The organism is Muribaculum sp. (assembly GCF_029051885.1).
GTDB lineage: Bacteria > Bacteroidota > Bacteroidia > Bacteroidales > Muribaculaceae > Muribaculum.
Window position 1 is genome coordinate 1 of the sequence record NZ_JAIDKI010000203.1, and the last position, 14,673, is coordinate 14,673.

7 protein-coding genes and 1 pseudogene are annotated in these 14,673 nt (G+C 54.8%); 2 read left to right on the plus strand and 6 right to left on the minus strand.

Annotation, left to right across the window (positions count from 1 at the left end; all coding sequences use genetic code 11):
• A pseudogene (locus K2I50_RS08480) lies at positions 1–1,201 on the plus strand (DUF4838 domain-containing protein); the annotation flags it as partial.
• 94 nt (positions 1,202–1,295) lie between these two features.
• Here the strand turns inward: K2I50_RS08480 and K2I50_RS08485 are convergent.
• From K2I50_RS08485 to dapF, 6 genes are all read right to left on the minus strand, one after another.
• On the minus strand, positions 1,296–3,185 hold the full coding sequence (locus tag K2I50_RS08485; protein WP_301025901.1) for an amidophosphoribosyltransferase: 1,890 nt from the start codon (positions 3,183–3,185) through the stop codon (positions 1,296–1,298).
• 70 nt (positions 3,186–3,255) lie between these two features.
• Positions 3,256–4,683 carry a glutamate synthase subunit beta gene (gene gltD, locus K2I50_RS08490; protein WP_301025902.1) on the minus strand — a complete coding sequence of 476 codons (1,428 nt, stop codon included), beginning with the start codon at positions 4,681–4,683 and terminating at the stop codon, positions 3,256–3,258.
• 58 nt (positions 4,684–4,741) lie between these two features.
• Positions 4,742–9,250, minus strand: coding sequence for a glutamate synthase large subunit (gltB, locus tag K2I50_RS08495; RefSeq protein WP_301025903.1), 4,509 nt, complete (start codon positions 9,248–9,250; stop codon positions 4,742–4,744).
• 108 nt (positions 9,251–9,358) lie between these two features.
• On the minus strand, positions 9,359–11,548 hold the full coding sequence (locus K2I50_RS08500; RefSeq protein ID WP_301025904.1) for a glutamine synthetase III family protein: 2,190 nt from the start codon (positions 11,546–11,548) through the stop codon (positions 9,359–9,361).
• A gap of 36 nt (positions 11,549–11,584) precedes the next feature.
• Positions 11,585–12,823, minus strand: coding sequence for an LL-diaminopimelate aminotransferase (locus tag K2I50_RS08505; protein WP_301025905.1), 1,239 nt, complete (start codon positions 12,821–12,823; stop codon positions 11,585–11,587).
• Positions 12,824–12,859: 36 nt separating this feature from the next.
• Positions 12,860–13,711, minus strand: coding sequence for a diaminopimelate epimerase (gene dapF / locus K2I50_RS08510; protein WP_301025906.1), 852 nt, complete (start codon positions 13,709–13,711; stop codon positions 12,860–12,862).
• Positions 13,712–14,040: 329 nt separating this feature from the next.
• On the opposite strand from dapF, the gene K2I50_RS08515 reads away from it, so the two are divergent.
• A partial coding sequence (locus K2I50_RS08515; RefSeq protein WP_301025907.1) for a DUF1846 domain-containing protein occupies positions 14,041–14,673 on the plus strand: 633 nt, incomplete at its 3' end.

Sequence of the window (14,673 nt, forward strand, 5' to 3'; positions counted from 1 at the left end):
GCCTCTGACCGACAATGCCTCGGGCCGCGACTTCATGTAGGCTCTTGAGGGATGGTCGAAGATTTCCAATAATATCTTTATCTGGGACTACGGCATCAACTTCGACAACATGGTGGCGCCATTCCCCAATTTCCCGATTCTCCAGAAAAACATACAACTCTTCAAGGAGCATAACGCTACGATGCACTTCTCGCAGATTGGCGGCTCGAAGGGTGGCGATTTCTCCGAGATGAGGGCATATATGGTGAGCAAGCTGATGTGGAATCCGTACCTCAATGCCGACTCGCTCATGCGCTCGTTTATGGACGGCTACTATGGTGCGGCCGCTCCCTATATCTACCAGTATGAAAAGCTGCTTGAGGGTGGTCTGCTCGCCAGTGATAAAGAGCTTTGGATTTACGATTCGCCGGTGACCCACAAGGACGGTATGCTCAATGCGAAGTGTCGCAAGCGCTATAATGAGCTGTTTGATGATGCCGAGCGTGCCGTTGCCAATGATTCGGTGTTGCTGCGCCGTGTGCGCATGGCGCGCCTGCCGCTCCAGTATTCCGAACTTGAAATCGCGCGTACCGAGCAGGGCCACGACCCTGAGGTGCTGAAAAAGGCTCTCGCCCTGTTTGACGAGCGCACGGCCGAATATGGAGTGCCTACACTCAACGAGCGCAGCAATCATCCCTCGGAATATTGTAAACTGTATATGGAGCGCTTCCTGCCCGGCACTACTGTCAACAAGGCTGCCGGCGCAAAGATAACCTGGAATGTGCCTCCCACAGGACGATATGCCGAACTCGGAGAGACTGCTCTTACCGACGGTCTATACGGAGGCACGACTTTCGTCGAGAGCTGGATCGGCTGGGAAGGTACTGACGGCTCGTTTGTGCTCGACCTTGGCGAGGAGAAAGAGTTCTCGTCGGTTTCGTCCGACTTCCTCCATCAGCTCGGTGCATGGATTCTTCTGCCGGAGAAGGTGGTTTACAGCATTTCAAACAATGGTGTAGACTTCACTCACTTCGGTGAGAAAGTGCAGCCCGAGGACCGTGAAGCGAAGGTGAAATTTGTGTCGCTCGGACATGAATCGCCCTCGCCTGTAAAGGCCCGCTATATAAAAGTCGACATAACAGGCGTGAAGACATGCCCGTCGTGGCACTATGGCGTGGGATATCCCGCTTGGTTCTTCCTCGACGAGGTTACTGTCAACTGATATTTCCCGATTGGGAACGTAAAAACGAAACATCCACCGGACTACTGCGTACGGTGGATGTTTCGTTTTTTTGTGTAGGAGTAGCGGTGGCTTGTCAGCGGCGGTCGGGATGGCCTTCGTAGTAGTTGACGTAGGCACGGTTGACCAGGCGCATGCCACCCGGCGTAGGATAATCGCCGGAGAAATACCAGTCGCCCGGCGAGGATGGAACCGCCCGGTGTAGGCCGTCAAGAGTCTGATATATGATTTTCACTTCGGCGCGTGTGCCCTCGGGAGTAAGCATGCGCGCTATCTGGGCTGAAATCTCTTCGTCGGAGAATGGTGCGTAGATATCTTTCACACAATTTACAATCTCAGAGTCGGGCATCGATTCCTGTTGCAGGCAGCGGCGGTATACATCGTCGAGCACATGGGTGCGTCCGCTCTCTTTCAGTAGTGCGACGGCTGCACGGAATGCGCAGAACTCACCCATACGCGACATGTCGATGCCGTAGCAGTCGGGGTAGCGCACCTGTGGCGAAGAACTTACTACAACTATCTGTCGTGGCGACAGGCGGTCGAGCATGCGCAGAATCGACTGCCGGAGGGTGGTACCGCGCACTATTGAGTCGTCAATCACAACGAGAGAGTCGACGCCCGGCTCAATAAGTCCGTACGTCACGTCGTAGACGTGTGTGGCGAGGTCGGCGCGTGTGGCTCCTTCTGCTATAAACGTGCGCAGTTTGATATCCTTTATGGCGACCTTCTCCACGCGCAGTTTGCGGCTCATGATTTCTTCCAGCACCGCGGGCGTAAGTACGTTTCTTTCCTGGGCGGCAAGAATAGCCTCTGCCCGGCGACGGTCCAGTTCGCTCTCAAGACCCTCACACATGCCGATAAACGCTACTTCCGCCGTGTTTGGAATGAAGGAGAACACTGCATGATGCAGGTCGCCGCCCAAAGCCTCGGTCACCGGTGCTGCAAGCTGACATCCGAGAGCCTTTCGCTCGCGGTATATGTCGGCATCGCTGCCGCGCGAGAAGTAGATTCGCTCAAATGAGCATCGTGCGTCGGATGCGGCGGGGAGCACCTGCTCCACACTTACATTTCCGCTCTTGGCCACAATTACGGCCGCGCCCGGAGCCAGTTCATGCACATCGTTGATAGCGACATCCATCACAGTCTGTATCACGGGACGCTCGGAGGCTACCACCACTATCTCGTCGTCGGCATAATAGAATGCGGGACGTATGCCGTGGGGGTCGCGCAGCGCCCACATGTCGCCTGAGCCGACAGCCCCGCAGATTACATAGCCGCCGTCCCAGCTCGGGGCCGTTGAGCGCAATATGGACGGTATGTCGAGATTGTCCTCAATCGCACGGGCGCGATTGATGCCGTCGAGGCCCTGCCGGCTGAACAGCTGGTGCAGACGTGAGTTCTCCTTGTCAAGAGAGTAGCCGAGCTGCTCGAGGATTATTACCGTGTCGGAGAAAATACGCGGATGCTGCCCCTTGGCCACCACTTCCGAGAATATGCTCTCTACGTTGGTCATGTTGAAGTTGCCGCAGAGCATAAGCGAGCGCGAGCACCAGTTGTTGCGGCGCAGGAACGGATGCACGTAGCTCATGCCGCTGCGTCCGGTGGTGGAGTAGCGGAGATGGCCCATGTATATCTCTCCGATAAATGGAGCTTCCTCTTCTACCCATTCCGCGCTATGGTCGTCGAGACGGGCATGCTCTATCTGTCGGTTGATTGACGAGAAAATCTCGCTAATGGCTCCTGAGCCGAGTGCCCGCTCGCGATACACATATTCTGTGCCGGCAGGTGAGTGCATTTTGATGCATCCGGCGCCGGCCGCTTCCTGTCCGCGGTTGTGTTGCTTTTCCATCAGCAGGTACAGCTTGTTGAGGCCGTAATGCCATGTGCCGTACTTTTCCTTGTAGTAACTAAGCGGCTTGAGCAGGCGCACCATAGCCACGCCGCATTCATGTTTGAGAGGTTCCATCTATCGGTAAGTTGGTTATAATAGAAGAGCCGCATCCCTATCGGAAGGTGTGCGGCTCTATATGAAAATGCTATTTTGACGATAAGTAATGGTGTATGCCTTCAGCAGCCTGTTGGCCTGAAGCTATGCATCTTACTACGAGTGATGCTCCGGTCGAGGCATCGCCTGCAGCAAATATTCCAGGCACGGATGTCGACATGTCGGCGCTGACTTTGACATTGCCGCGCGGGTCTTTCTCTACGCCGGCCTGTTCAAGCAGCCCTTCGGCTTTCGGATTGGTAAATCCGAGAGCGAGGAGCACAAGCTCGGCCTTTATCTTTTCGGTCTTGCCCGACCTTTTTATGGTCTTTCTGCCGGAGGCGGCATCGTCAATCCATTCGATTTCTTCGACTTCGACTTCACTTACGTGTCCGTCCTTATCGCCGATGAACCGGCGTGTGTCGAGCAGCCATCGGCGTGTGCATCCTTCCAGGTGGCTGCTTGAAGTCTTGAGCACGACAGGCCAGTAGGGCCAAGGTGTAGCGGGATTTTCCCCTTCAGGCGGCATAGGCATGATTTCAATCTGGGTCACACTACGCGCGCCTTGCCGGTTGGCAGTCCCGACACAATCGCTTCCGGTGTCGCCTCCTCCGATTACAAGCACATTTTTGTCTTTGGCCGAGATACGGCTGTCTGCTGAAAATTCCAGTCCGGCATTCACCCGGTTTTGTTGCCGTAGCAGATCGAGCGCGAAATGGACTCCATGCAGTCCGCGGCCATCCACCTGAAGGTCGCGCGGCACTTCGGCGCCTATGGCGATGCATACAGCATCGTATTCATCGGTCAGCCGGGCCAACGGAATGTCGATACCGACTTCAACGCCGGTACGGAATTCGATTCCTTCCTGCTTGAGAATGTCCACACGCCTGTCGATAACGCTCTTGTTGAGCTTGAAATCGGGTATGCCGAAACGCAGCAGGCCGCCTGAGGCTTCGTTCTTCTCGAATATCGTGACGGTGTGGCCATGTTGGTTGAGGCGGTTGGCACATGTAAGTCCGGCAGGACCTGAGCCGATTATGGCTACACGCTTTCCGGTACGCTTCGAGGGTATGCGTGGCTCCACCACACCTTCGAGGAAAGCGCGCTCTACGATTGCGGCTTCGTTTTCACGGATTGTCACAGGCTCATGCTCCTTGTTGAGCACGCATCCTTTCTCACACAGAGCCGGACATACGCGTCCTGTAAATTCCGGAAAGTCGTCGGTGGCTGTGAGCAGGCGGTATGCTCCGTGTATGTCGTTTTTGTAGAGGCGGTCCTGCCATTCGGGCTGCTTGTTGCCCAGGGGGCAGCTCCAGTGGCAGAACGGTACGCCGCATTCCATGCAGCGCGATGCCTGTAGGCGCCGGTCCTCCGGATTGAGAGTCTGCTCGACCTCTCCGTAATCCTTAATCCTGTCGTTGACGGGCCGGTAGCCGGCCTCTTTGCGTGGTATGGTCAGAAACGCTTTGGGATTTCCCATATATTGTGTTGCGTTATGTATTCTTAATTGGTCGTGGTTAATTCTTGTCCGACTGTTATTAGTCGCGCTCGATGCCGGCGATTTTCTCCTGCATGCGGTCCATTTTTTCCTGGTGCAATACCTTTTTGTACTCGAATGGAATGACCTTGATAAACTGGTCGACATACTGCTGCCAGTTGTCGAGCATCATTCCGGCAAGCGGCGAGCGGGTGTGCTTGTAATGGTTGCCAATCAGGCGGTACAGCTCGCGGTTGTCGGCCATATCCTCGATGAGCGACAGCTCTACCATCTCCATGTTGCAGAAGTAGTCGAAATTACCGTCGGGATTCCATACATAGGCAATGCCTCCGCTCATTCCGGCTGCAAAATTGCGACCTGTCGAGCCAAGCACTACAGTGCGTCCGCCGGTCATATATTCGCAGCAATGGTCGCCTACACCTTCGACTACGGCTATTGCCCCCGAGTTGCGCACACAGAATCGCTCACCTACGCGGCCATTTATATATATTTCGCCTGAAGTAGCTCCGTAGAGCAGCGTGTTTCCGGCGATTATGTTGTCCTGAGGCAGGAATGCGGCTCCGGTCGGCGGCACAATTACGATGCGTCCGCCAGAGAGGCCTTTGCCTACATAATCGTTGGCATCTCCCTCGAGCCTGAAGGATATGCCGTGGGCGAGAAACGCGCCGAACGACTGTCCTGCCGAGCCATGGAACGTACAGGCGATGGTGCCGTCGGGCAGACCTGCGTTTCCATACTTCCTGGCAATAACGCCCGACAGCATGGCACCTACAGAGCGGTCGGTATTGTGTATGGGGAATTCAAGTTCGACGGGCATTCCCGACTCAATGGCGGGATAGGCCCTTGATATAAGCTCTCGGTCGAGCACATGGTCGATGTCGTGCTTCTGTGGCATGACGTTGGTTATGGCATTGACCTTGGCCTCCGACGGCATATAGAGCAGACGCGAGAAGTCGAGGTGGGATGTCTTTGGCGTAGTATAGTCGGGCTTTACGCGGAGCATGTCGGTGCGTCCGATTACCTCGTCGAGCGAGCGAACGCCAATCTCAGCGAGAGTTTCCCTGATTTCGCGTGCGAGGAAACGGAAGAAGTTGACTACGTATTCCGAGCGGCCTACGAAGCGGCGGCGCAGCTCCTCATTCTGGGTTGCCACTCCTACAGGGCATGTGTTGAGGTGGCATTTGCGCATCATCACACATCCGAGCACAATCAGCGCGCTGGTGGCGAATCCGTACTCTTCAGCTCCAAGCATGGCCATGGTGATGACATCGCGCGCGGTCTTCAGCTGTCCGTCGGCCTGTAGCTTTACCTGTCCGCGGAGATTGTTGAGCACAAGAGTCTGCTGGGTTTCAGCAAGACCGATTTCCACAGGCAGACCGGCGTATCTGATCGAACTGGCAGGAGATGCGCCGGTGCCGCCGTCGCTGCCGGATATGGTTATCAGGTCGCTCTTGGCTTTGGCCACTCCGGCGGCGATAGTGCCGACGCCGCTCTCGCTTACCAGCTTGACGCTTACGCTTGCCTGCGGATTGACATTCTTCAGGTCGAAGATGAGCTGGGCGAGATCCTCGATAGAGTAGATGTCGTGGTGGGGCGGGGGAGATATGAGCGATATTCCGGGTATTGAGTGGCGTGTCCTGGCAATGATTTTGTCGACTTTGAATCCCGGCAACTGGCCGCCTTCGCCCGGTTTTGCTCCCTGGGCAATCTTTATCTGTATCTCGTCGGCGTTGACCAGGTATTCGGCAGTCACGCCGAAACGTCCGGATGCCACCTGCTTTATGGCCGAACGTGCCGACGAGCCATCCTCGCGGGGGGTGAAACGCTCGGGGTCTTCTCCGCCCTCGCCTGTATTGGAGCGCGCGCCTATGGCATTCATAGCTATGCCGAGCGCCTCGTGGGCCTCTCGCGATATTGAGCCGAACGACATGGCTCCTGTCACGAACCGGCGCATAATCGCCTCCTCGGGCTCGACCTCCTCAACGGGCAGTGGTGTGCCTTTGCGGAACTCGAGGAAGTCGCGTATGAATATCGGCGACGGCTTGTTGTCGACTATTGATGTGAATTCCTTGAATTTCTTATAGCTCCCCATGCGTGTGGCGAGCTGAAGTGTGGCTATTGCCTCGGGTGTCCATGCATGGCTCTCGCCATCCTTGCGGAATGCATATTGTCCGATATGGCGCAGCGGCTCGTCGGGGTCAATCTCCTCGGCATATGCTGCCGTATGTGTGGCAAGTATCTCGTCAGTCAGGTCGGATATGTCGATACCTCCGATTTTGCTTACGGTAGAGCCGAAGTATTTGCCGGTGAGTTCTTCCGATATGCCGATTGCCTCAAACAGCTGTGCTCCTTTATATGACGTAAGGGTGGATATACCCATTTTTGACATTACTTTGAGCAGGCCTTTGTCGACTGCCTTGATGAAATTCTTCTCGGCGGTGTTGAAGTCGAGTTGCAGCTCTTTGCGCTCTACCAGGTCGTTGATGACGGCGAATGCAAGGTAGGGGTTTACCGCACTTGCTCCGTAGCCTGACAGCAGGGCGAAGTGCATTACCTCGCGAGCACCGGCAGTCTCGATTATAAGCGCTGTCTGGAGGCGCTTTTTCCGGTCAATCAGGTGGTGGTGTACCGCCGAAGTGGCGAGCAGCGACGGTATAGGCGCATTGTTGCGGTCGACACCCCGGTCGGAGAGCACTATGTAGTTGCAGCCTTCGTCGACAGCCTGCTCGGCCTCGCTGCAAAGCCTCGCGATGGCATCCTCAAGACCTTTGGCACCCTCATTTACCGGGAATGTCATAGCGAGCTTGCGGGTGTTGAATCCCTTATAACGCAGATTGCACAGTATGTCGAGCTCGCGGTTGGTGATAATCGGACGCTTCAGCAGCACCATCTTGCAAAGTTCGGGCGACAGCTCGAAAAGGTTGAGATTTATAGCTCCGATATAACTGTCGAGACTCATCACGAGTTCTTCGCGGAGCGGGTCGATAGGCGGGTTTGTGACCTGTGCGAAGTGCTGTCGGAAATAGTTGAATAGAATCTGTGGCTCCCGGCTCAGCACCGCCAGAGGTGTGTCGCAACCCATGGAGTTGACCGGCTCTTTCGCGTCGGCAGCCATCGGAGTCATTATCTTCTCTATCTCCTCGCGGTGGTATGAGAAAGCTCTCAGCAGCCTGTTGAAGTCGGCTACCGTGTTTTCTACCTTTCGTCCGGTGGTAATCTTGTCGAGAATGATGCGGTTGCGTTGCAGCCAGTCGCGATAGGGGAATTCTCCGGCAAGTTTTTCCTTGAGTTCGGGGTCGTAGTAGATTTCACCTTTCTCCATGTCGACCATCAGCATCTTGCCTGGGCGCAGGCGTCCTTTCTCTTTCACTTCCGATGCTTCGAAGGGGAGAACGCCTATCTCCGACGCCACGACCATAGTGCCATTGTTTGTAATCAGATAGCGGGCCGGGCGCAGACCGTTTCGGTCAAGCATGCCGCCTGCGTAGCGGCCGTCGCTGAACAGCAGCGTGGCAGGGCCGTCCCATGCTTCCATGAGGATGGAATGATACTCATAGAATGCCTTCAGCTCGGGCGATATGGGGTTGCGGTCGTTGAACGACTCCGGCACGAGCATAGCCAGGGCGTGGGGGAGCGACATCCCCGACATGACGAAATATTCCAGAACATTGTCGAGCGATGCCGAGTCGCTCATGCCTGGCTGTATTATGGGAGTTACATCATTGTCGCCGAGCGTAGCCGGATGGAGCACACATTCGCGGGCTTTCATCCACATGCGGTTGCCCTGGATGGTATTTATCTCACCATTGTGACCCAGCATTCTGAATGGCTGTGCCAACGCCCATGTCGGAAACGTGTTGGTAGAGAATCGTGAGTGTACGAGCGCCATCCCGGTGGTGAAATGCGGATTCATCAGGTCGGGGAAATAGTAGCGCAGTTGCAGGCTCGACAGCATCCCCTTGTAGACAATCACACGCGACGACAGGCTCACGATATAGAATTGCTCCTTGTCGGGAATGTCGAGAGCGGCGATTTTCTTTTCGATGCGCCGGCGCAATATATATAGCCTTGGCTCCATTGGCTCGTCGCTGCTCTCGTCGGCGATGAATATCTGGCGTATGGCAGGCTCGGCTCCGCGGGCCACGATACCGAGCTGGTCGTTGTTGGTGGGGACATTGCGCACGGCTATGAGCGACAGTCCGGCCTCCATGGCCTCGCGTTCGATTATGTCGAGTATTGTCTGCTGTATGTACTCATCTTTCGGCAGGAATACGAGTCCGGTACCGTAGCGCCCCTTTTCGGGCACTGCGATTCCTTGCAGCAGGATAAACTCGTGAGGTATCTGTACCATGATTCCGGCTCCGTCGCCGGTCTTCGGGTCGGCGCCTTCGGCACCACGGTGGACCATGTGCTCAAGCACCTGTAGTCCTTTTTCAACAAGCTGATGCGATTTTACGCCCTTGATGTTGACAAGCAGTCCTACGCCGCAGGCGTCGTGCTCGTAGCGGCTGTCATACAGCCCTTCGGACGTTGGCAAACCTTTATGCATATCTTTTTTCTTAAAAACTTTCCTTAATGAGGCAGGAGAGAAGAGTGGAGTGAGGCGGCATAATGCCGTTGCCGCCTCACTCACGTATATGTGTGTATATGTCCGGGCTTAGCGGATAAAGAGCAGTTCGCGGTATTTAGGCAGGGGCCACATTTCGTCGTCGACCATCAGCTCGAGTTTGTCGATATGATAGCGTATGACATCCATGCATGGGAGCACATTGTCGTGGTATGCGATGGCTTTCTCCCTTTCGTCGTCAATCTTATTTGCGGCCTTGCGGGCGTTGACCATCTTTTTCACCTCTTCCATTATGGTAGCCATGTGTGTCGATATTCGCTCGATGGTGTCGAGGTCCATTGCGGCGAGCTTGTCGCCCTTCTCGTTGGGGAATAGGGTCTTGAGCTTGAACACATTGTCGGTGAGCACAGACTGGTAGCGGATTGCCACGGGGATTACATGGTTGATGGCGAGGTCGCCGAGTACACGGGCTTCAATCTGAAGTTTCTTGGTGTACATCTCCCATTTTACCTCGTTGCGTGCTTCGAGCTCGAGCTTGGTGAATACGCCGGTCTTTCTGAACATCTCGATGCTTGACGGTGCGAGGTAAGCGTCGAAAATCTTAGGCGCAGACGTCTCGCAGTCGAGTCCGCGGCGTGCGGCTTCTTCCTTCCATTCGTCGGAGTATCCGTTGCCGTCGAAATGTATAGCCTTAGACTCGCGTAGTATCTCTTTAACCTCGGCAAGGAGGGCATGGTCGAGACCTTCACCGGCGGCGATGCGTGCGTCGACTTTTGTCTTGAAGTCCATCAGCTGCTCGGCTATGGCGGCGTTGAGTGCAATCATGGCTGAGGCGCAGTTGGCCGACGAGCCTACGGCACGGAACTCGAATCGGTTGCCGGTGAAGGCAAACGGCGATGTGCGGTTGCGGTCGGTATTGTCGACCATGATTTCTGGAATCTGGTCAACATTGATTTTCAGGCCCTTCTTTCCTGCCAGCTCGATCAGGTCGTCGGAGTCGCTGTTTTCGAGTTTGTCGAATATTTCTGACAGCTGTGAGCCGAGGAATATGGATATGATGGCAGGAGGGGCCTCGTTGGCTCCAAGACGGTGGGCGTTTGTAGCCGACATTATTGAGGCCTTGAGCAGTCCGTTGTGACGGTGTACGGCTGCCATAGTATTGGCTACGAACGTTATAAACTGAAGATTGTCTTTTGGTGTCTTGCCGGGAGCATAGAGCAGCACGCCGGTATCTGTGCCGAGGCTCCAGTTGTTGTGTTTGCCCGAACCGTTAATGCCGGCAAATGGCTTCTCATGCAGGAGCACGCGGAAATTGTGGCGGCGGGCCACCTCTGCGATGAGCGACATCAGCAGCAGGTTGTGGTCGTTGGCAAGATTGGTCTCCTCGAATATTGGCGCAAGTTCAAACTGGTTGGGAGCGACCTCGTTGTGGCGCGTTTTTGCGGGGATGCCGAGTTTGTGGCACTCTATTTCCAGGTCGAGCATGAAGGATTCGACACGCGAGGGGATGGCGCCGAAGTAGTGGTCTTCGAGCTGCTGGTTTTTTGCGCTTTCGTGTCCCATGAGAGTGCGTCCGGTCATCACCAGGTCGGGACGCGCGCTGTAGAGAGCCTCGTCGACGAGGAAGTATTCCTGCTCCCATCCGAGGAACGAGTTGACATGCTTCACCTCGGGGTCGAAATATCGGGCTACGGCTGTGGCGGCCTTGTCTACGCTGTTGAGGGCTCGTAGCAGAGGTGTCTTGTAGTCGAGCGATTCGCCGGTATAGGCGATGAAGATTGTCGGGATACATAGGGTCTTGTCGAGAATGAATGCCGGCGACGATATGTCCCAGGCCGAATATCCTCGTGCCTCGAATGTGTTGCGGATACCTCCATTGGGGAAGCTCGATGCGTCGGGCTCCTGCTGTACGAGGAGCTTGCCGGTGAATTCCTCTACCATGCCGCCTTTGCCGTCGTGCTCAACGAAAGCATCGTGCTTTTCTGCGGTGCCGTCGGTCAGCGGATGGAACCAGTGGGTGTAGTGGCGTGCACCGTTGTCGATGGCCCACTGCTTCATGCCTGCGGCCACGCTGTCGGCGACTTCGCGCGACAGGGTCTTTTTGTTGTCGATAGCGTCGACAAGTGCATCATAGGTTTTCTTGGGAAGATACTCAAACATCTTCTGACGGTTGAAGACGTATTTTCCGTAATACTCTGTCGGGCGCTCTTTGGGAGTTTCCACAGGGATTGCTTTACGGTCAAAAGCCTCTTCCACTACTTTAAATCTCAACTTTGACATAACACTTTGAATATATGATTATTAGTTGGTTTGTATCTATCCATTTACAGAGAGCTGGCGCATCCGTTCCACCGCACGCACTGTGTCCTCGTAGCGGCCGAATGCAGTGAGTCTGAAATATCCTTCACCCGATGGCCCGAAGCCTGAGCCCGGTGTCCCCGCCACATGGCAACGGTCGAGCAGGAAGTCGAAAAATTCCCATGACGACATGCCTCCGGGGGTGCGGAGCCAGATGTAGGGAGCGTCGATACCTCCCCATACCTGCAGCCCGAGTTTCTCGAGGCCTTCGCGCAAGATTTGAGCATTGCGCATGTAGTAGGCTATCGTGTCGGCTACCTGTCTGCGCCCTTCGGGAGTATATAGAGCCTCGGCCGCGCGCTGTATTATATAGCTTGCGCCGTTGAATTTTGTAGACTGCCGGCGTAGCCACAGGCTGTTGAGGCTCACTGCGGTGCCGTCGGCAGCGACACCTTTCAGCTCTTTAGGCACTACGGTGTAGCCGCATCTCAGGCCGGTGAATCCTGCGGTCTTGGAGAAGCTGCGGAACTCGATGGCCACTTCGCGCGCGCCCTCTATCTCGTATATCGAATGAGGCACATCGGGGCTGGATATATATGCCTCATAGGCCGAATCAAATAGTATAAGCGAGCCGTGGGTGCGTGCGTATTCAACCCATCGGGCAAGTTCGTCGCGGGTAAGAGCTGTGCCGGTGGGGTTGTTGGGGTAGCACAGATATATTACGTCGGGGCAGTCGTCAGGTAGCGCCGGAATGAATGCGTTGTCGGCAGTACATGGCAGATAGGTTATGCGGCTCCAGCGCCCGTCGGCGTTCAGCATTCCGGCGCGGCCGGCCATGACATTGGTGTCAACATATACCGGATATACCGGGTCGGTGACGGCTACGCGGCATTCGGGCGAAATTATATCACCGATATTTCCCGTATCGCTTTTGGCTCCGTCGCTTACGAATATCTCGTCGATGTCCACTTTTACTCCACGCGACAGGTAGTCGCCTTCGGCTATGGCCCGCCGCAGCCATTCATACCCCTGTTCGGGGCCGTATCCGTGGAATGTTGCGGTATCGCTCTGGTCGTCGGCCGCTTTTTTCATCGCATCCACGGCTGCCGGACATATGGGGCATGTGACATCGCCTATGCCCATGCGTATTATCTCGGCATCGGGGTGGGCGGCGGCGTATGTCTTAAGCCGCCGCGCCACTTCGGTAAAAAGGTAGGTGGGCGCGAGCCGGTGGAAGTTGTCGTTAATCTTTATCATCGTTATCCCATTATTTATCAGTCCCTGTATATGAGTTTATAGTCGGTGGTATATGCCGTGGAATACTGTCTCGGCCGGTCCGGTCATGTAGACATGTGAGTCGTCGGGATTCCAGTCGATTTCAAGATCGCCCCCCTGCAGATGGATTATGGCATGGCGTTCTGTAAGCCGGTTGAGCACACAAGCCACAAGCGATGCGCAGGCTCCCGTGCCGCATGCCATTGTCTCGCCGCTGCCACGCTCCCACACGCGCATGCGCAATTCGACGGGGCTTATGACCGCGACAAATTCTATGTTTGCCCTGTCGGGCCATATGGTGTGGTGTTCAAGTTCCGGGCCGAGGGTTTCTACGGGAGCGGTGTCGGCAGCCTCGACTATTATGACTCCATGAGGGTTTCCCATCGAAATGGCCGTAATCTTTACCGTGCCTTGGGATGTGGCCACATTTTCACTGACCATGACGGTGGCATCGGATATTACCGGTACTTCAGCGGTGTCAGTTACCGGAATTCCCATATCGACGGTGACTGATGGCACCCGGTCGTCGGAGTCGGGATGGAGGTATAGTGTCTTTATTCCTGAAAGGGTCTCGAGGGTGATGGTGGTCTTGCGGGTAAGGCGCGATTCATATACATAGCGCCCTACACAGCGGCTACCATTTCCGCACATGCGCGCTTCAGAGCCGTCGGCGTTAAATATACGCATTTTGAAGTCAGCACATTCCGAGGGACAGATGAGGATGATTCCGTCGCCGCCTACACCTGTATGGCGGTCACTCATCTCGATGGCAAGCCGGGGCAGATTGTCGGGCACACGCTCCATACAGTTTATGTATATGTAGTCGTTGCCTATGCCATGCATCTTAGTGAATGGAATCTCTTTTATCATAGGTTTAGAGATTGTTTGTAGGGAATTCGGCTCCCGTTACGTCTGCAAAATTAGTAATTTCCGTTTTCTCTGCAATAGGGAATGTGAAAAATTTTTGAAAAATTTTGATTTTGTTGACAATTTGAGGGTGTTTTGTGTATATGCTTTCAAAATGCTTGGAGTTTTGGGTCGTTAGTGGATTTTTGCTATTGTGACGGGCCGGTGTCACGAGGCATGCCTGACTCAACCGACACATATATTATATAGTGGCGGCAATTCAATCACTTTATGAGATTTTTTGCCGGATTGGAGTATTAATCCAATGAATTTGCGTAATTTTGTGTCCCGTTATGAAACACGGATTCGACAACGAGAAATATGTGAAAATCCAGTCCAGCCATATTAAGGACAGGATTGCAAAGTTTGGCAACAAACTTTATCTGGAGCTTGGAGGAAAGCTGTTTGACGACCATCATGCAAGCCGCGTGCTTCCTGGATTTCAGCCCGACAGCAAGTTGCGTATGCTGAGCCAGCTTGCAGATCATGCCGAGATAGTGATAGTAATCAGCGCTGTAGATATCGAGAAGAACAAGGTAAGACAGGACCTCGGTATTACTTACGACATGGATGCCCTCAGGCTTAGAAGTGAGTTTCAGGGACGGGGATTCAAGGTCAATTCAATAGTCATCACCCACTATAACGGACAGGCAAGCGCCGATGCGTTTCGTCAGCGTCTGGAGCGCATGGGCATAAAAAGCTATGTTCACTATATAATCGACGGCTACCCTGCCAATGTGGGGCTTATCGCCTCCGACGAGGGCTTTGGGCGTAATGACTATATCGAGACCGAGGAGCCTCTGGTGATTGTGACTGCCCCCGGCCCCGGCAGCGGCAAGATGGCGGTATGCCTGAGCCAGCTTTACAACGAGCACAAGCGCCGCATAGACGCCGGATATGCCAAGGTTGAGACATTCCCGGTGTCG